This is a genomic window from Bradyrhizobium sp. UNPF46 (genome assembly GCF_006658625.1).
GTDB classification, from domain to species: Bacteria; Pseudomonadota; Alphaproteobacteria; order Rhizobiales; family Xanthobacteraceae; genus Bradyrhizobium; species Bradyrhizobium nitroreducens.
Genome location: NZ_LFJB01000010.1, coordinates 116,154 through 132,103, shown reverse-complemented (window position 1 = coordinate 132,103; position 15,950 = coordinate 116,154). Strand labels below are relative to the sequence as shown.

The window sequence follows — 15,950 nt, the reverse complement described above, 5'->3', positions numbered from 1 at the left end:
ACCCATCGAGAGAGAGCGAATTACATGTCGAAATCCCACGGCCCCTTGCGTGTCGGCGTCGGCGGCCCGGTCGGATCGGGCAAGACCGCGCTGATGGACCTGCTCTGCAAGACCATGCGCGAACGCTATGATATCGCCGCGATCACCAACGACATCTACACCAAATGGGATGCGGAATTCCTGGTGCGGTCGGGCTCGCTGACGCCGGACCGCATTGCCGGCGTCGAGACCGGCGGCTGTCCGCACACCGCCATCCGCGAGGATGCCTCGATGAACCTCGCCGCGGTCGCGGACATGCGCGCCAAATTTCCTGGGCTCGATCTCGTGCTGATCGAGTCCGGCGGCGACAATCTCGCTGCCACTTTTTCCCCGGAGCTGGCCGACCTCACCATCTATGTGATCGACGTGGCCGCCGGCGACAAGATCCCGTCCAAGGGCGGTCCCGGCATCACCCGGTCCGATCTTCTGGTCATCAACAAGATTGACCTCGCGCCCCATGTCGGCGCCTCCCTGGAGAAGATGGACACGGACGCCCGGCGCATGCGCGGCGAGCGTCCTTTCGTCATGACCAACCTGAAGAAGAGCGAGGGGCTCGAGCGCATCGTCGGCTTCATCGAGGCCAAGGGCGGCTTGAAACGGGCGGGTTGACGACGCGACGAACTGGCGCATGCGTTTTTCGCCGTTAACCTTGGGGTCCGGGCCGCGACGACGGAACAAATTTCGGACACGGCGATTGATTACCTCCGGTGCCCGGGCAAATCATCCCGGCCAGACCATCGGCCGGTCGGATTAAGCTTTTCAGGCGACCCAAGTTGCGTACTGATGCCTCCTCCTCCATTATCTCTGCCACTGGGGTCCACCTTGTTTCGGCACATGGCCGTTCGAGCGGCGTTCATATGCTCCCTGTTTATTGCCGACCTCCTGCCTTCGCCTGAGTAGTCGCGTGGTCCGGCTGGGTTTCATCATCGGTTTCATCGCTCTGCTCGGGGCCTTGCTCTCCGGGCTTGCGGCCTATCGCGTCCACGACCAGGAGCTGGCACTGGACCGGATCGCGCTCGCGCGTGCGATCGACGTTCACGCCAGCCTGGTCCAGGATCGGCTCACCGAACGCGAACTGCTCGCCCGTGTCGCCTCAGGCCTGTTCCGCGCGCCATCCGTGATCAAGCCGAACATGCTGGAGCCGCTGCGCTCGGCCATCTACGCGTTCAAGACGGATTTCGTGGTGGCCGGCTGGATCGCCCGGCTGAAGCCGAACGAGCTGACCGCGGCGCAGGCTGCCATCGGGGGCGCCGGCTTCCCGAACCCGAAGATCCGCAGCTTTGACGACAAGCCGATCAATCCGGTGGAGATCACCGAGCCGATCGACGTGCTGTTGGATCTCGAGCCGCGCAGCGACGAGACCAAGGCTCTGCCGGGACGAAGTTACGACCAGGACCCGGTTCGCAGCGCCATGCTGACGCGCGCCCGAGTCGAGAAGAGATCGGTTGCCTCGGACCCGATTCCGCTGTTGCGCGGGAACGGGCCCATCGGCGTCATCGTGGCTGCGCCCGTCATTCCCGAGGGGGCAACCGAGCCGGCCGGGTTCGTCACGTTTTCCTACGAGCTCGCTTCGCTGATGTTGACCAATGACGACATGTCGCTGTTCTCGGTCGCGCTCAGGGATCCACGCAAGGAAGGCGGCGAGCTGATCGCCAACGACCAGGGCGTGGTCTCGACGCGCAGCGTGGCGGCGGACGGGCCGGCGCCATCGGCGACGCGCACGGTGAGCTTCGGTGCGCGAGATTGGCAGCTCGGCTACTACGCCAAGACCAACTCGGTGCGCCGTGCGGAACAGACCGCGATCATCGTTGCGGCGATCGGCCTTGCGATCACGGCGATGGTGTGCGGCCTGTTCGGCTATGTCGCGTACAACAATCTGCGGCTCAGCCGGGAAATCCAGGTCCGAATCGGCTTCGAGCGCCGCTTGACCGCCGTGATCGACGAGCTCAACCACCGGGTCAAGAACATCCTTGCGGTGATCCAGTCGATCGTGACGCGCACCTTGCGCCACGGCTCGGACATCGACGTCGCCCGCGAGCTCCTGATCGGGCGCATCCACGCGATGTCCAACGTGGTCTCGCTGCTCAGCGAGAGCCAGTGGCAGGGCGTCAAGTTGAAAGGCCTGTTCGAGGCGCGGGCCATCCCGCATGCCGACCGCATCGCCGTCACCGGGCCCGATATCGCGGTCAGTGCACGCGCCGCGCAGAGCCTCTCGCTGCTGTTTTTCGAGCTCGCCTCGCATTCCGATGAGGGACTGTCGCTGGTCGGAAAGCATCCGCACATCACCGCCAGCTGGACGGTGACGGGCCGGGAGCCCGACGAGGTCTTTCAGTTTCGCTGGGAGGAGTTCAACACCAGCGAGGCGACGCGCCGCCCCGATTCCGATTTCGGCCTGATTCTGCTCGACCGTGTCGCGCCTGAGGCGTTAGGGGGCACCGCCAAGCGCTATTTCACCGACGTCTCCTACGTCTATGAGCTCACGGCACCGATGGAGACTGTGGTCGACATGACCGAACGCGATCGCACGGATAAGATCTCGGCTCCGGTGCGGCCTGCGCGATAGCTATCCCTTCGGCCGCAACACCAGGTCGACCAGGTTGCGGGCGTAGCCAGGCGTGATCGGCGCGATGCCGAAGACGTAGCGATAGAACAGGCCGCCATAGATCGCGTCGTAGAGATCCTCAGCCGGCCCTTCGGCCAGGATGCTGCCGTCGTTCTGGCCTGCCGCAATCATTCTCACAAGCGCGTCGCGACGGAACTGCAGATAGCGGGCATAGAACAGTTCGGCGGAGCCCGTCTTGGAGATGCATTCGGAGATGACGGCGAGCTGGACCTTGCCGAACTCGCCCTGCAATGCCTCGGCATAGGCCGTGGCGTGGCGGCGGGCGCGTGCCGCGGGGCTGCCGGAGCTTTCCGGCGGCAGCGGCAGCATCTGCGCCGCATGCTGAAGAAAGGCGTCGATCAAGAGCGCCTCGCGCGACGGCCACCATTTGTAGATCGTCATCTTGGAGACGCCGCTGTGGCGAGCGACCGCGTCGATGGTGGTGGCGGCAAGGCCGGTGGACGCCATCAGCGCGTAGGCGCTTTCGAGAATGGCGTTGCTGGTCTCGATCGATCGGGGCCGGCCGCGCCGGGGGGCATTGTCGGCCCCGTCACCCCCGCCATTGGCCGTCACCACGCCCGGTCTCCTCGCGCAACCCGCTCCTGCTCCGGGATAGCGCAGCCGCAGCGGCCGGCCTAGGGAAATCGGTCGTGCGTTAGGCCTGCTGTCGCAAGGCCGCGGGCAGATCCTGCCACTTCGACCAGGCGACGTAGTAGGCCACCGCGGTCATCGCGGCGAAGCCGGTGAGGCTCACCACGATCTGCATCACCACCAGATTGGCGCTGGTGATCAGGATGAGATGGCCGGCGAAAGACAGGAACACGCCGACGCAGAACACCGCGAGCCATTCCTCACCACACCTGATGACCGCCTGGAGCGGCTTCAACCGCAGGCCGGGGTGATCGGCCGGAATGAGATGGGTCGCCAGCAGGGCGAGTGCGAGGAAGTGAACCACGCGGTAGGGCGCGAGGTTTTCCTTGTCGGTCGGCGCGATGCTGTCGAGCAGGAAGTCCGGCAGGTAAGCGGACAATGCCGGCGAATGGCGCAGCAAGGTGACCGCCATCGCGAAGATGAGATAGCTCGCGGCGAGGATCCGCAGCCAACCCATCTCGCGCAGCACGCGCCCCGATGCGCCTGTCACGGCGAACCAGCCCCCGAGCACCATCAGCATCTGCCAGCACAGCGGATTGAAGGTCCATTCCTGGTCCGGGTAGACCCGGAAATTCCAGTCGAACCAGCGCGCGGCCAGATAGAGCGCGACCGACGCCGCCAGGGTCACGTTCGGCCGCCGCAACAGGCCCCACAGCGCGAATGGAAAGAAAGCCATCAGCGGGATCATCAATTGCAGGAGATCGAGATTCAGCGGCTCCTCCTGGAGCACGAGTCCGCGGACGAGGATGCGCAGCGGATGCTCGAGAATCCCCGAAATGTTGTATTCGTGGATGATCTCCGGCGCCATCGATTGCGACGCCACGTAGGCGATGGTGTCGATATAGATCACGAACAGCACGACATAGGCGGCATAAAGCCGCCAGACGCGGCGGAAGATGCGCGTCGCGGCGACGAGATAGCCGCGCTCCAGTGCGATCCGGCCGTGGATGATCGCGACGCCGTAACCCACCACGAACACGAACAGGTCGGCGGCGCCGCTGAAGCCGAAATTGCGCAGCGTCAGCAGGTTGACGACGTTGTTCGGGATGTGGTCGACGAAAACCGACCAATTGGCGATGCCGAGCGTCAAATACAGCCTGGCGTCGTGACGGAATGCGGCAAGATTCGCCTGGACGGACGGTTTCATCGGGAAAAATGACTTTTGGAATCAGGGGCGACGCTTTTAGCGGCAACCGCCTGCCCATCCGAGTAGCGTTTGCGTGAGCGAAGGCCGGGTGCTCAAAGAAAATTGCGCAGAACGGACAAATGATTGCCGCCGTGCGCCCGCGCTCCTCTTGCGACGAAATTTTCTTAACGTCGTCCCGTCCTTATTCGGCCGGTTCGGCCGAGACCTCGTCGGATGCGCCGGCGCGGCTCGCCATGATGCCGAGGGCAACGCCGCCGATCGCCAGGATCGGTAGCAGCCGCTTGACGCCGATGGCACGAACGATCTGGAGCCCGGTGGCGAGCAGCATGGGGTCCGCGAGCATGCTCGAGGCCGCCGACTTCGCGGCACGCTCGGCCGCGATCTGGGCGCGCTTCTGAACCTCGCGCTTGTAGCCCCAATAGGAGCCCGCCGCAGTCAGCGTCAGCAGGAAGAAGATGCCTGCGCCGGCAAGACAGGCTTGCACCGGGCCATATTTCTCCAGGACCGAGATGAAGGCGGCGGCACAAAGGAAACAGGTCGTGACGAACAGCGCGAGGGCCGCGCCTGCAGCGAGCGAGGTCAGCCGCACAGTCGTGCCGGCGGATGCATTGATCCCGTCGATGATGCGCTGAAACATGGCCTCGCTCCTCAAATCCCCACAAGCCAAACCGTCACGGGTCGAGAGCGGCGGCGCGCCGGCGCCGCCACTTCGAGCTACCTCCGCGATCTCACCGGCGCCAGGCGGCGCCGATCAGGAAGCCGATCCCGAGCGCGAGGCCGACGGTCGCGAGCGGCCGTTGCGTGATCGCGTCTTCGAGCGTCTCCTCGATCGATCCGTAAGCCTCTTGGGCCGCATCCATCATGGCGCCGCCCCGCTCCGACACGTCGTCGATCGCGGTATCCATGTTCTCGCGCGCCTGGCGGTAGCCGCGACGGGCCTGCCTGCTCGTGGAATTGGCAAAACTGTTGAGCGCGTCGGTGATCTGGTCGGTGAGGGCGGCGATATCGCTTTTCACGGCTGCTACATCCTTTTCGAGGCGTTCTCTGGTGGCTTTGTCGGTCCAGTCACTCATCCCGGCTTCGGTACTGGTCGCGGACATCGGGAGCTCCAAACTGTTGACGGCTGAGATAGCCGGAAAACGTTTCGTCACCGGGGAAGTTCCGTTTGCGGAAACCGGTCAGGCCTGCGGCAATTGCGGCGAATCCGACGGCAACAGATGCTCCTTGAGGATCAGCGCGACGATCAGCAGCGGAGACGACAGGAACGCGCCCATCGGGCCCCAGAGCCAGGTCCAGAACGCCAGCGCAAGCAGGACTGCGAGTGCATTCAGCGCGAGCCGCCTGCCGATGATCGCCGGGGTGATGAAGTGCCCTTCCAGAAAGGTAAGACCGCCGAAGGCAAGTGCCGCCATCAGGCCGCCGCCGATGGTCGGAAAGGCAACCAACCCTACCACGACCAGCACCGCGAACATCGCGACCGGCCCGATGATCGGGATGAAGTTGAGCGCTGCTGCGAGCGCGCCGAGCCCGGCCGGATTGGGCATCCCGGTGAGCGCGCAGATGAGACCGGTGCCGACACCGACGCCGACGTTGATGAGCGTCACGGTCAGGAGATAATTGCCGAGATGCACCTCGATCTCGTTGAGAATCCGGAGTGTGCGAAGCCGCGCGTCATGATCGCTGAAGATCATGATCATGGCGCGCCGCAGGTCGCGCCAGCTGGCGATGAACAGGATCAGGGTGACGAAGAACAGCAGGAATTCGGTAAAGGTCGGTGACAGGAATTCCAGGGTCGGCTGCACCCACTCGACCTTCGGCATCTGGAAGCTCGGCAACCCTTCCGAGCCGCCGATCATGGCTTGCGTCTCGCGCCACAGCGCAAGCGGCCGGTCGAACACGTGCATCTTGTCCTTGAGTTGCGCGCCGAGCTCCGGCAAGCGCGTGCTCCACTCCATCACCGGGGAGGCGATCAGCGCTACCACGAAAGCGACCACGGTGGTCCCCGCGGCCACGATCAGAGCGGCGCCCAGTCCGCGCGGGACCTTGTACCGCTCCAGAAAGCCCGCCGCCGGCGACAGCATGGTGCCGGTGACGAAGGCCATCACCACGGGCAGGAAGAAAGCCCTGCCAACGTAGAGCACGGTGACGAAGGCAATCAGCAGCAAGCCTGCAAGCGCAAAGGCGACGAACTCCGTGCGGCGGATGACCGGCGGCAGCTCACTGCGGCTGTCGGGAAGCGGATCGCCTTCGCTGTTGCCGGGACTCGGACGTTCACTCGGAAGGACGCGCACAATCTCTCTCCCGCACGGAAGCCTCGTCCGCGCGCCCATTTGACGACCGATAATGCGCCAGAAGCGCGGCGGTTCCATCGCGGCATCGTGAAGCCGGGCTCGCTTGACTGTGACATGGCTGCCGCTCGCTGCACCGGAACTTGGGGCGCCCTCGCGGAGTTCATTGGGCAGCGCATCACCCTGATGCACACACTTCACGGGGCAGCACATGACAAAGTTCTCTGCAGTCCGTCGCAGCTTTTCGCCGCGCGTCGTCACCGCATTCGCTCTTGCAACCGCTCTTCTCGCGGTGCCGTTCGGCGGCGCGAGCGCGCAGACGTTCGGCTATGCGCCGATACAGCCACAGGCCTACCCGCCGGACCAGGCGTATTCGCAGGGTGCGGTCAACGAGGCACCGCAGGCGGCCGATGAGGATGCCCAGCTGCCCGATCGCCTGCGCAAGCAAATTGTCGGCTTCGACCGCAGCGAGCCGGCCGGCACCATCGTGATCGACACCAACAACACCTATCTCTATTACGTGCTCGGCAACGGCCGCGCCATCCGCTATGGCGTCGGCGTCGGCCGTGAAGGCTTCACCTGGTCCGGCGTGCAGAGCGTCAGCCGCAAGGCGGAGTGGCCGGACTGGCATCCGCCGGCCGAGATGATTGCGCGCCAGCCTTATCTGCCGCGCTTCGTCGCCGGCGGTCCCGGCAATCCGCTCGGTGCGCGTGCGATGTATCTCGGCTCCAGCGAGTACCGCATCCACGGCACCAACGATCCCTCCACGATCGGCAAGTTCGTCTCCTCGGGTTGCATCCGCATGACCAACGAGGACGTCATCGACCTGTTCGGTCGCGTCAATGTCGGTGCCAAGGTCGTGGTGCTGCCGAAGAACGCTCCGCTGATGGCCAGAGGCGGCGACCCCGTGCGCAAGCGTCCGGCCGTGACGACGCTGCCCTCGGGGCGGCAGGCGCTGAATATTTCGGCGCCATCGGCCGTCAACTAAGTCGGATTGAGTGAGGTCACATGAGCAGACGCCTGATTGGCAAAGTGGCCGGCGGTGCGGCGATCCTGATTGTCGTCTCCGCCGGGCTGGCATTGGCGCCAGCGGCACATGCGGAGGATTTCTTCTCGGCTCTGTTTGGCGGCTTCCGGATGCGGTCGCCGCCGGAGATCCGGGTGCCGTTCCCCAATGACGACATGCCGCGATACGACGCGCCGCGCCAGCGGGCCTCCTATGGCGGCGGCACCGCCTATTGCGTGCGTGGCTGCGATGGCCGCTACTTCCCGGCGCAAGGCAATGATGCCGAGAGCAAGGCGCAATCCTGCAAGAGCTTCTGCCCGGCTTCCGAAACCTCGCTGGTCTATGGCGGCGACATCGACGACGCCACCTCGGATAAGGGAAAATCCTATTCCGAAATGCCGAACGCGTATCGCTATCGCAATGAGATCGTCGCGGGCTGCACCTGCAACGGCAAGGATCCGGTCGGGCTCGCTCAGGTCAAGGTCGAGGACGATCCCACCCTGCGCAGGGGTGACATCGTCGCCAGTGCCGACGGCCTCGTGGTCGCCAACCGCAATGCCAACGACCGCCGCGGCGTCGCGATGAATTTCTCGCCGCTGCCGGACTCGGTGCGCGCCAAATTCCGCCAGGTGCCGGTGGTGGCGAAGGAATAGGCGCGCGGGTGCCGGCTGATTTGCCGGCGCTAGCCGCCCCACAAACACCGTCATCCCGGACGAGCGAAACGCAGATCCGGGATCCCAGCGCGAGCGCTTGCGCTCGTCGCGATAGCCACAGGATTGGATTTGGCGAAGACTCGTGGTTGCCGCCTCGTGCCAAACCACTCCCCGGGGTTAGGATCCCCGCGTTCGCGGGGATGACATGGGAGCTTGTGGCGCGAGCCGAAGGCCGCCCCCGGCCTTACGCCGCGCGGATCTTGCCCAGGAAGTCGCTGACCTCGTGGCCGAGCTGGCGGCTCTGGGTCTCCAGCATTTCGGATGCCTGCTTCACATTGTCGGCGGCCGCGGCGGCAGCATCCGCATCGGCTTTGACGCCGGTAATGTTGTCCGACACGTTCTTGGTGCCCTGAGCCGCATATTGGGTGCTGCGGGTGATCTCCTGGGTCGCCGCGCCCTGCTCCTGCACGGCGGCGGCAATCGCGGTCGCAACTTCGTTCACTTCGCCGATGATGCCGCCGATGGTCTGGATCGCGTTGATGGCATCGCCGGCGACCTTCTGGATGTCGGCGATCTGCTCGGAGATTTCCTCGGTCGCCTTCGCCGTCTGGCTGGCCAGCGATTTCACCTCGGAGGCCACCACGGCAAAGCCGCGGCCGGCCTCGCCGGCGCGCGCGGCTTCGATGGTGGCGTTGAGCGCGAGCAGGTTGGTCTGTGCCGCGATGGTGTTGATGAGCCCGACGACCTCGCCGATGCGGCCCGCCGACTTTGCCAGCCCCTGCACGGTGCCGTCGGTCTCGCGCGCCTGCGCGACGGCGCGGCCGGCGATGCCCGCGGCATGGGCTGCCTGCTGGCTGATGTCGTTGATCGAGGCCGAGAGCTCTTCGGCGGCCGCGGCCACGCTGTCGACGCTCATCGAGGCGTCGTTGGAAGCCTTGCCGGCGACCTGCACGCGGTCGTTGGTCTGGCGCGACACGGCGGAGAGGTCACCGGATGTCTTGCGCATCTCGCCGGAGGCATCGCTCAATTCGCCGAGCGTCTTGCGCACGGCGCCCTCGAACTCGCCGACATAGGCTTCGACGGCGCGCTGGCGTGCGATCGCGCCGGCATTGCGCTCGCGCTCCTGCTGTTCGATCCTCAGCTTGTCGGTGGCCTGCTGCTTGAAGGTTTCCAGCGCGCCGGCAAGCGCGCCGATCTCATCCTGCCGATCGAGATAGCCACTGTCGACGGCAAGATCGCCGCCCGCAACTTTCAGCATGGCGTCGCGGATCGTGTTGAGAGGACGGATCACGCGGCGGCTGACCAGCATGATCGCGCCTGCGGCAAGTCCGATGGCGAGCGCAAGCAGCACGAGCTGCACGATCAGCGCGCGCAATGCGGCGCCGCGCTGCTCCAGCGTATGGACCTTGGCGGCGTCGAGAGCGGCTTCCGCCACCGCGACCGCGCTGGACAGGCGGCCGACGGTGAGCGGGCTCCACTGATTGGCCGTCATCTCGGCCTTCTCGCCCTTGACCAGCGTGTCAGCGAGGCGGTCCCGCAGGGTCAGATATTGCGGCTCGAAATAGGCGGTCTTGGCAGAGGCCAGGGCGGAGGCGAGCGCGGGCGGCAACTGCATTCCCGAAGTCGACAACTCCAGCGCCTTCCACATCGCCGACGTGCCGCCGACATGCTGGGTGTAGTTGTTGCGGGCTTCGGGTGTGATCTTGCCGGCAGCAAGACCGGTCGAGACGATCAGCGAAGCTTCTCCCGCGGTGTTGCGGAGCAGCCAGGCGTTCTGCTTGATCGACAGCAGCTGGTCGATCGTGGCGTCCTGGTGGTTGACGGTGGCGGCGAGGGCGTTCGAAAGCTTGTCGAGCGTGTCGAGCAGGCCCTGCGTCGTCTCCATATAGGCCTTCGGCAGGCCGGCGCGACGCTGGTCCTTCGGTTTGACGACGTCCTCCCAGAACTGCTTCTGCTGCTCGCTCGCCGATTTGTAGAGGCGCGCGAACTCCGGCACCAGCGCGACGGATTGCGGAAAGTCCATCGCCGGCAGCAGCTCCAGCGCGTGCGCCATCGCCGGCATCTCGGCGTCGCGGATCGCCCGCAGATACTTCTCGATCTCCGCGTCCATTGGCTCGGTCGAGTTGAGGAGCCGGTTGGTGGTCGAACGGTCGGTGCGCAGATTGTGCATCGCCTTGAACAGGTCCGCGGACGCATCCGTAATCTGGGAGATGCGGGTGGCGGTCCTCAACCGATCCCAGGACTCGTGGGCGGTGAGCGAGAGCGCGATCACCACGCAGGCCGACGTGATTGCGATTACCGCCTTCAGCAACGCGGATACGGTCAGACGATTGAGCATCGAAATCCCCCCAAGTCCCATGTCCAAAATCAGAAGACGCCCGGCAACATCGAGACATTGGGCGCAGCAGGTCGGCAATCGCATGCCATTCGGGGTGCAACACCCGCATGGTTTCTGCATCTGAGAGCAAAAGGGTAAAGTTTTAGGCGCCCGGCGGCCCTGTAGAAATACGGAATTACTAGAAGTTGCAACGGGTTGCCTGTGCGGAACCAGGGCGGGTGACAGGAGTTAGAGCAGGGATCGCAATTTTGCCTGAAGGGGGTATCCCGATGCTGGTGGGCGTGCTCGTCACTTTTCTCGTCGTTATTCTCGTCCTCTATCTCATCAACATGTTGCCGATGGACGGCCGCGCCAAGCAGATCGCGCGCGTGATCGTCATCATCATCGGCATCGTGTCGTTGTTGAAATATCTCGCGGTGTTCTAGCGACGGTCACGTAGCCCGGATGAGCGAGCCGTCCGGGCTATCTGCAACAAAAAGCCCCGGCTTTCGCCGGGGCTTCGTTCGTGCCGCTCAGTGCAGCCCCTTGAGCCAGTCGTCGACGTCCTGACGAACCTGGTCCTTGGCCTTGCCGTAGCGTTCCTGGAGCCGGCCCTCGAGCTGCTCGCGGCGTCCCTCGATCAGTGTGAGGTCGTCGTCGGTGAGCTTGGCCCACTTCTCCTTCGCCGATCCCTTGAACTGCTTCCAGTTTCCTTCGATCCGATTCCAGTCCATGACCATCTCCCACGGGTTGATGGCCGGACAACGCGAGGCGCGCTCAGCCGTTCCGCGGCGCGCCGCGACGTTTCGTCGACAAAAAAGCCCCGGCTCGCGCCGGGGCTTTTGACATTGCCGTGACTTCCCTCAGCCGAGCGCCTTGGCCTCGCGGCGGCGGGCGGTGAGGATGTACTCGGTGTAGCCGTTCGGCTGCTCGCGGCCCTTGAAGATGAGATCGCAGGCGGCCTTGAAGGCGACGCCGTCGAAGGCCGGCGCCATCGGCTTGTAGATGGCATCGCCGGCATTCTGCTTGTCGACGACGACGGCCATGCGCTTCAGCGATTCCATCACCTGCGCTTCCGTGATCACGCCCTGATGCAGCCAGTTGGCGAGATGCTGGCTGGAGATGCGCAAGGTCGCGCGGTCTTCCATCAGGCCGACATCGTGGATGTCGGGCACCTTGGAGCAGCCGACGCCCTGGTCGATCCAGCGCACGACGTAGCCCAGAATGCCCTGGCAGTTGTTGTCGATCTCCTGCTTGACGTCGTCGGGCGCCCAGTTCGACTTCGACACCGGAATGGTGAGGATGTCCGAGAGCTTTGCGCGCGGTCCGCCCTTGGTCAGCTCCTGCTGGCGCGCGGTCACGTTGACCTGGTGATAGTGCAGCGCGTGCAGCGTCGCCGCGGTCGGCGAGGGAACCCAGGCGGTGGTGGCGCCGGCCTGCGGATGGCCGAGCTTCTGGGCAAGCATGTCCGCCATCTTGTCGGGCGCGGCCCACATGCCCTTGCCGATCTGGGCGTGGCCGGGCAGGCCACAGGTCAGGCCCATGTCGACGTTCCAGTCCTCATAGGCCTTGATCCAGGCCTGCGCCTTCATCTCGTTCTTGCGGATCATCGGGCCCGCTTCCATCGAGGTGTGGATCTCGTCGCCGGTGCGGTCGAGGAAGCCGGTGTTGATGAACATGATGCGCTTGGAGGCGCGCTGGATGCAGGCCTTGAGGTTGACGGTGGTGCGCCGCTCCTCGTCCATGATGCCGACCTTGAGTGTGTTCTCGGGCAGCGAGAGCATCTTCTCGACGCGGTCGAACAGCTCGCAGGTCAGCGACACCTCGTCCGGACCATGCATCTTCGGCTTGACGATATAGGCCGATCCGGTGCGGCTGTTCTTGACCTTGGAGTTGCCTTTCAAGTCATGAATGGCAAGAAGCCCGGAGACCGCGGCGTCGAGCAGGCCTTCTGGGACTTCTTCGCCCTTCTCGTCGAGCACCGCGTCGGTGAACATGTGGTGACCGCAATTGCGCATCAAGAGCAGGCTGCGGCCGTGCAGCTTGAGCTCGCCCTTGCCGTCGGGGGTCTTGTAGGAGCGGTCGGCGTTGAGCGAGCGCGTCAGCGTCTTGCCGCCCTTCTCGAAGTCGGCCGACAGCGTGCCGTTCATCAGGCCGAGCGTGTTGCGGTAGACCAGCACCTTGTCTTCGGCATCGACCGCGGCGACCGAGTCCTCCATGTCGAGGATGGTGGAGACCGCGGACTCCATGATCATGTCGGCGACGCCGGCCGGATCGTCCTTGCCGATCGCGCTGCTGCGGTCGATCCTGACCTCGACATGCAGGCCGTTGTTGACGAGCAGCACTGCGCTCGGGGAAGCCGCATCGCCCTGGAAGCCCGCGAATTGCGCGGCGTTCTTCAGCGCGGTGGCATTGCCGCTCTTCAGTTTCACCGCGAGCTGGCCTGCGACGACGCTATAGGCGGTGACGTCGGTGTGGCTGCCGGTCGCCAGCGGCACGGCGGCATCGAGGAACGCCTTGGCCTTGGCGATCACCTTGTCGCCGCGCGCCTTGTTGTAGCCCTTGCCACTCTCGGACGGATCCTGCGGGATTGCGTCGGTGCCGTAGAAGGCGTCATAGAGCGAGCCCCAGCGCGCGTTCGCCGCGTTCAGCGCATAGCGCGCGTTGGTGAGGGGCACGACGAGCTGCGGGCCGCAGATCTTGCCGATTTCCTCGTCCACATTCGCGGTCTCGACCTTCTGCGTCGCCGGCTCCGGCACGAGATAGCCGATCTCCTTCAGGAAGGCGGTATAGGCGTTGAGGTCGAACGCCTTACCCTTGTTGGCACGGTGCCAGTCGTCGATCTTGGCCTGCAGCGTGTCGCGCACCGCCAGCAGCGCGCGGTTCTTCGGCCCGAGGTCCTTGATGATGGCGGCAACCCCGGCCCAGAACGCGTCCGGCGTGATCCCCGTCTTCGGGGCCGCTTCCTTGGCGATGAAGTCAAACAGGACGGGGGCGATCTTCAATCCGTGGGCGTCGACGCGTTTCATGATGGGCTTTCTTGTTGGAAATGGCTGTTTTTGGCTGCTTTTGACCCGACAGCAGCAAAATGCGCCCATCGAGGGCGGCTTTCGGGGCCCTATTAGCCCCAAAATCGGGGCGGTGAGAAGACCCACATAAGTTGTCAAAATGTCAAGGAAAGGGGGTGTCCGGCACACAGCCGTCATTCCCCGCGAAAGCGGGGAATCCAGTACGCCGCGGCTTCTCAATATCCCAACGCCGTCTCTGGAATACTGGGTCGCCCGGTCAAGCCGGGCGACGACAGCGGAGGGCGGGCGGCCTCAAATATTCGCGGCGAGGTCCACGACTTCGTCGAACAAGACGCCTGATGTCTTCAGCATGCGCTCGATCTCGTCGGCGGCCTCGGCGACCGTCCGCGTCGAGGTGTCGATCACGAGCTCGGCCGCCTGCGGCGCCTCGTAGTCGTTGCCGATGCCGGTGAACGAGGCCAAGGTGCCGGCACGGGCCTTCTTGTAGTGGCCCTTGGGATCACGCTCCTCGCACACTTCGGCAGGGGTTGCGACGTGGATCTCGCGGAAGGCGGTGTCGGCGATGCGGCGCGCGGCGGCGCGGTCTTCGCGGGAGGGCGAGACCGCGGCGACGATCGCGATGTGGCCGTTGCGCGCCAGATGCGTGGCGACTTCGGCGAGGCGGCGGATGTTCTCGCTGCGATCGGCGGCGGCGAAGCCGAGATCGCTGTTGAGGCCCGCGCGCAGCGTGTCGCCGTCGAGCAGGATCGGCGAGCCGCCATTGGTGAAGAGACGCCGCTCCAGCGCCTTGGCCAGCGTCGACTTGCCCGAAGCGGGCAGGCCGGTGAGCCAGACCACGGCGCCGTTGTGCTGATAGCGTGCGGAACGTTCGTCGGGACGCAGCGCGGATTCCACCGGCACGATGTCGACAGGCACGGCACGCTGGCCGGCATCGACCGACAGCACGAGGCCGCCGCCGGCGATACGCCCGGACACTTCGATCACGAGACGTCCAGTACGGGGGTTGTCGGTGTAGGGATCGGTGGCAATCGGATTCGAAAGCGAGATGTCGATCTCGCCGACATGGTTGCGGCCGATCGCCTTGTTCTCGCTGCTCGAGAGCTCGCCGGGATCGACCGCCTTCTCGATGGCGACAACGGTCGCGCGGCTTTCCTTCGGCCCGCAGCGCACCAGCAACTGGTCGCCCTTGGCGAGCGGCTTGTCGTGCAGCCAGAAGATGCGCGCGCGCAGCCGGCGCGTCTCGCGCGGCGCGGTGCCGGCATGGGCGACGATGTCACCGCGCTCGATGAACAATTCGCGGTCGAGCGTGATGCCGACCGAGCGTCCGGCTCCTTGTCGTCCCGCGACCGGCGTCACAGGCCAGCTCTCGACCGTCTTGATCTTGGCGATCTTGCCGGCCGGCATGATCACGATCTCGTCGCCGGCAGTGAGGCTCCCGGATTCGATGCGGCCCGCCACGATGCGGCGGTCGTCGAACTTGTAGATCGCCTGCACCGGCAGGCGCAGCGCCAGAGATTCCAGCGGCCGCGCCGGTTCGAGGGCGTCGAGTGCCTCGACAACGGTCGGTCCCTTGTACCAGCCGATCCGATCGGTGTGCTCGGCGACGCCATCGCCATCGCGCGCCGAAATCGGAATGACCGCCGTGGGCGTCACGCCGAGGCCGTTGAGATGGGCGGAAATCTCGTCGCTGATCGCCTTGAAGCGCAGGTCCGAGAAATCGACGCGATCCATCTTGTTGACGACGACGGCAACCTGCTTCACGCCAAGCAGATGCAGCAGATAGCCGTGCCGCCTGGTCTGGTCACGCACGCCCTCGAGCGCGTCGATGATCAGCACTGCGCCGTCGGCCTGCGAAGCGCCGGTGATCATGTTGCGCAGGAATTCCGCGTGGCCCGGCGCGTCGATCAGGACGATGTCGCGCGAATTGGTACGGAAGCGGATCTGCGTGGTGTCGATGGTGATGCCCTGGTCGCGCTCGGTCTGCAGCGCGTCGAGCAGGAACGACCATTCGAACGGCATGCCGCGCCGCGCGCTGACGGCCTTCAGCATTTCCAGCTTGCCGTCGGGCAGGCTGCCGGTCTCATGCAGGAGGCGGCCGACCAGCGTCGACTTGCCGTGGTCGACATGGCCGACGATGACGATGCGGACCTGCGGACGGGTGGTGCCGTTCGGCGTGGCGGGCGAGGTTGGGGTGACGATCATGTTCATGTCGCGCTCG

General features: G+C 65.1%; 14 protein-coding genes. 5 read left to right on the top strand and 9 right to left on the bottom strand.

Translation table 11 applies throughout. The annotated features are described in order from the left end of the window. Positions 1-24 precede the first annotated feature (24 nt). Together ureG and UNPF46_RS06340 are read left to right on the top strand one after the other, a co-directional pair. Positions 25-648, top strand: coding sequence for an urease accessory protein UreG (ureG, locus tag UNPF46_RS06345; RefSeq protein WP_100176111.1), 624 nt, complete (start codon positions 25-27; stop codon positions 646-648). A gap of 295 nt (positions 649-943) precedes the next feature. Next, positions 944-2,602, top strand: coding sequence for a CHASE domain-containing protein (locus UNPF46_RS06340; RefSeq protein WP_100176112.1), 1,659 nt, complete (start codon positions 944-946; stop codon positions 2,600-2,602). On the opposite strand, the gene UNPF46_RS06335 is transcribed toward UNPF46_RS06340, so the two are convergent. From UNPF46_RS06335 to UNPF46_RS06315, 5 genes are all read right to left on the bottom strand, one after another. After that, a complete protein-coding gene (locus tag UNPF46_RS06335; protein ID WP_174718834.1) occupies positions 2,603-3,217 on the bottom strand; it encodes a TetR/AcrR family transcriptional regulator in 615 nt (204 codons plus the stop codon). A gap of 79 nt (positions 3,218-3,296) precedes the next feature. After that, positions 3,297-4,439, bottom strand: coding sequence for an OpgC domain-containing protein (locus UNPF46_RS06330; RefSeq protein ID WP_100176114.1), 1,143 nt, complete (start codon positions 4,437-4,439; stop codon positions 3,297-3,299). Positions 4,440-4,620: 181 nt separating this feature from the next. Beyond that, on the bottom strand, positions 4,621-5,076 hold the full coding sequence (locus UNPF46_RS06325; RefSeq protein WP_100176115.1) for a hypothetical protein: 456 nt from the start codon (positions 5,074-5,076) through the stop codon (positions 4,621-4,623). A 91-nt stretch (positions 5,077-5,167) separates the two neighbouring features. Continuing rightward, positions 5,168-5,539 (bottom strand): ElaB/YgaM/YqjD family protein, encoded by a 372-nt coding sequence (locus UNPF46_RS06320; RefSeq protein WP_100181052.1) that lies wholly within the window; start codon positions 5,537-5,539, stop codon positions 5,168-5,170. A 78-nt stretch (positions 5,540-5,617) separates the two neighbouring features. Beyond that, positions 5,618-6,730 carry an AI-2E family transporter gene (locus tag UNPF46_RS06315; RefSeq protein WP_174718835.1) on the bottom strand — a complete coding sequence of 371 codons (1,113 nt, stop codon included), beginning with the start codon at positions 6,728-6,730 and terminating at the stop codon, positions 5,618-5,620. 208 nt (positions 6,731-6,938) lie between these two features. On the opposite strand from UNPF46_RS06315, the gene UNPF46_RS06310 reads away from it, so the two are divergent. Together UNPF46_RS06310 and UNPF46_RS06305 are read left to right on the top strand one after the other, a co-directional pair. After that, positions 6,939-7,715 carry a L,D-transpeptidase gene (locus tag UNPF46_RS06310; protein ID WP_100176117.1) on the top strand — a complete coding sequence of 259 codons (777 nt, stop codon included), beginning with the start codon at positions 6,939-6,941 and terminating at the stop codon, positions 7,713-7,715. Between the two features lie 20 nt (positions 7,716-7,735). Next, complete coding sequence (locus UNPF46_RS06305) at positions 7,736-8,386, top strand: DUF2865 domain-containing protein (RefSeq protein ID WP_142249456.1); 651 nt, start codon at positions 7,736-7,738, stop codon at positions 8,384-8,386. 244 nt (positions 8,387-8,630) lie between these two features. On the opposite strand, the gene UNPF46_RS06300 is transcribed toward UNPF46_RS06305, so the two are convergent. Beyond that, the gene (locus UNPF46_RS06300; protein ID WP_142249455.1) at positions 8,631-10,724 is read right to left on the bottom strand and encodes a methyl-accepting chemotaxis protein; all 2,094 of its coding nucleotides are present in this window, start codon (positions 10,722-10,724) and stop codon (positions 8,631-8,633) included. Between the two features lie 269 nt (positions 10,725-10,993). On the opposite strand from UNPF46_RS06300, the gene UNPF46_RS06295 reads away from it, so the two are divergent. Beyond that, a complete protein-coding gene (locus UNPF46_RS06295) occupies positions 10,994-11,149 on the top strand; it encodes a Thivi_2564 family membrane protein (protein WP_008546817.1) in 156 nt (51 codons plus the stop codon). 87 nt (positions 11,150-11,236) lie between these two features. Here UNPF46_RS06295 and UNPF46_RS06290 read toward each other — a convergent pair whose 3' ends face one another. From UNPF46_RS06290 to cysC, 3 genes are all read right to left on the bottom strand, one after another. After that, on the bottom strand, positions 11,237-11,437 hold the full coding sequence (locus UNPF46_RS06290) for a CsbD family protein (RefSeq protein ID WP_028178419.1): 201 nt from the start codon (positions 11,435-11,437) through the stop codon (positions 11,237-11,239). A 129-nt stretch (positions 11,438-11,566) separates the two neighbouring features. Further along, positions 11,567-13,732, bottom strand: a complete 2,166-nt coding sequence (locus UNPF46_RS06285) for a malate synthase G (RefSeq protein ID WP_142249454.1) — start codon at positions 13,730-13,732, stop codon at positions 11,567-11,569. A gap of 291 nt (positions 13,733-14,023) precedes the next feature. Further along, positions 14,024-15,940, bottom strand: a complete 1,917-nt coding sequence (gene cysC, locus UNPF46_RS06280) for an adenylyl-sulfate kinase (RefSeq protein ID WP_142249453.1) — start codon at positions 15,938-15,940, stop codon at positions 14,024-14,026. Between the last annotated feature and the right edge of the window lie 10 nt (positions 15,941-15,950).

Coding starts and splice junctions, on each gene's coding strand:
- ureG (WP_100176111.1), top strand. CDS start 25: ATGTCGAAATCCCACGGCCCCTTGCGTGTCGGCGTCGGCGGCCCGGTC.
- UNPF46_RS06330 (WP_100176114.1), bottom strand. CDS start 4,439: ATGAAACCGTCCGTCCAGGCGAATCTTGCCGCATTCCGTCACGACGCC.
- UNPF46_RS06325 (WP_100176115.1), bottom strand. CDS start 5,076: ATGTTTCAGCGCATCATCGACGGGATCAATGCATCCGCCGGCACGACT.
- UNPF46_RS06320 (WP_100181052.1), bottom strand. CDS start 5,539: ATGTCCGCGACCAGTACCGAAGCCGGGATGAGTGACTGGACCGACAAA.
- UNPF46_RS06310 (WP_100176117.1), top strand. CDS start 6,939: ATGACAAAGTTCTCTGCAGTCCGTCGCAGCTTTTCGCCGCGCGTCGTC.
- UNPF46_RS06305 (WP_142249456.1), top strand. CDS start 7,736: ATGAGCAGACGCCTGATTGGCAAAGTGGCCGGCGGTGCGGCGATCCTG.
- UNPF46_RS06300 (WP_142249455.1), bottom strand. CDS start 10,724: ATGCTCAATCGTCTGACCGTATCCGCGTTGCTGAAGGCGGTAATCGCA.
- UNPF46_RS06295 (WP_008546817.1), top strand. CDS start 10,994: ATGCTGGTGGGCGTGCTCGTCACTTTTCTCGTCGTTATTCTCGTCCTC.
- UNPF46_RS06290 (WP_028178419.1), bottom strand. CDS start 11,437: ATGGACTGGAATCGGATCGAAGGAAACTGGAAGCAGTTCAAGGGATCG.
- UNPF46_RS06285 (WP_142249454.1), bottom strand. CDS start 13,732: ATGAAACGCGTCGACGCCCACGGATTGAAGATCGCCCCCGTCCTGTTT.
- cysC (WP_142249453.1), bottom strand. CDS start 15,940: ATGAACATGATCGTCACCCCAACCTCGCCCGCCACGCCGAACGGCACC.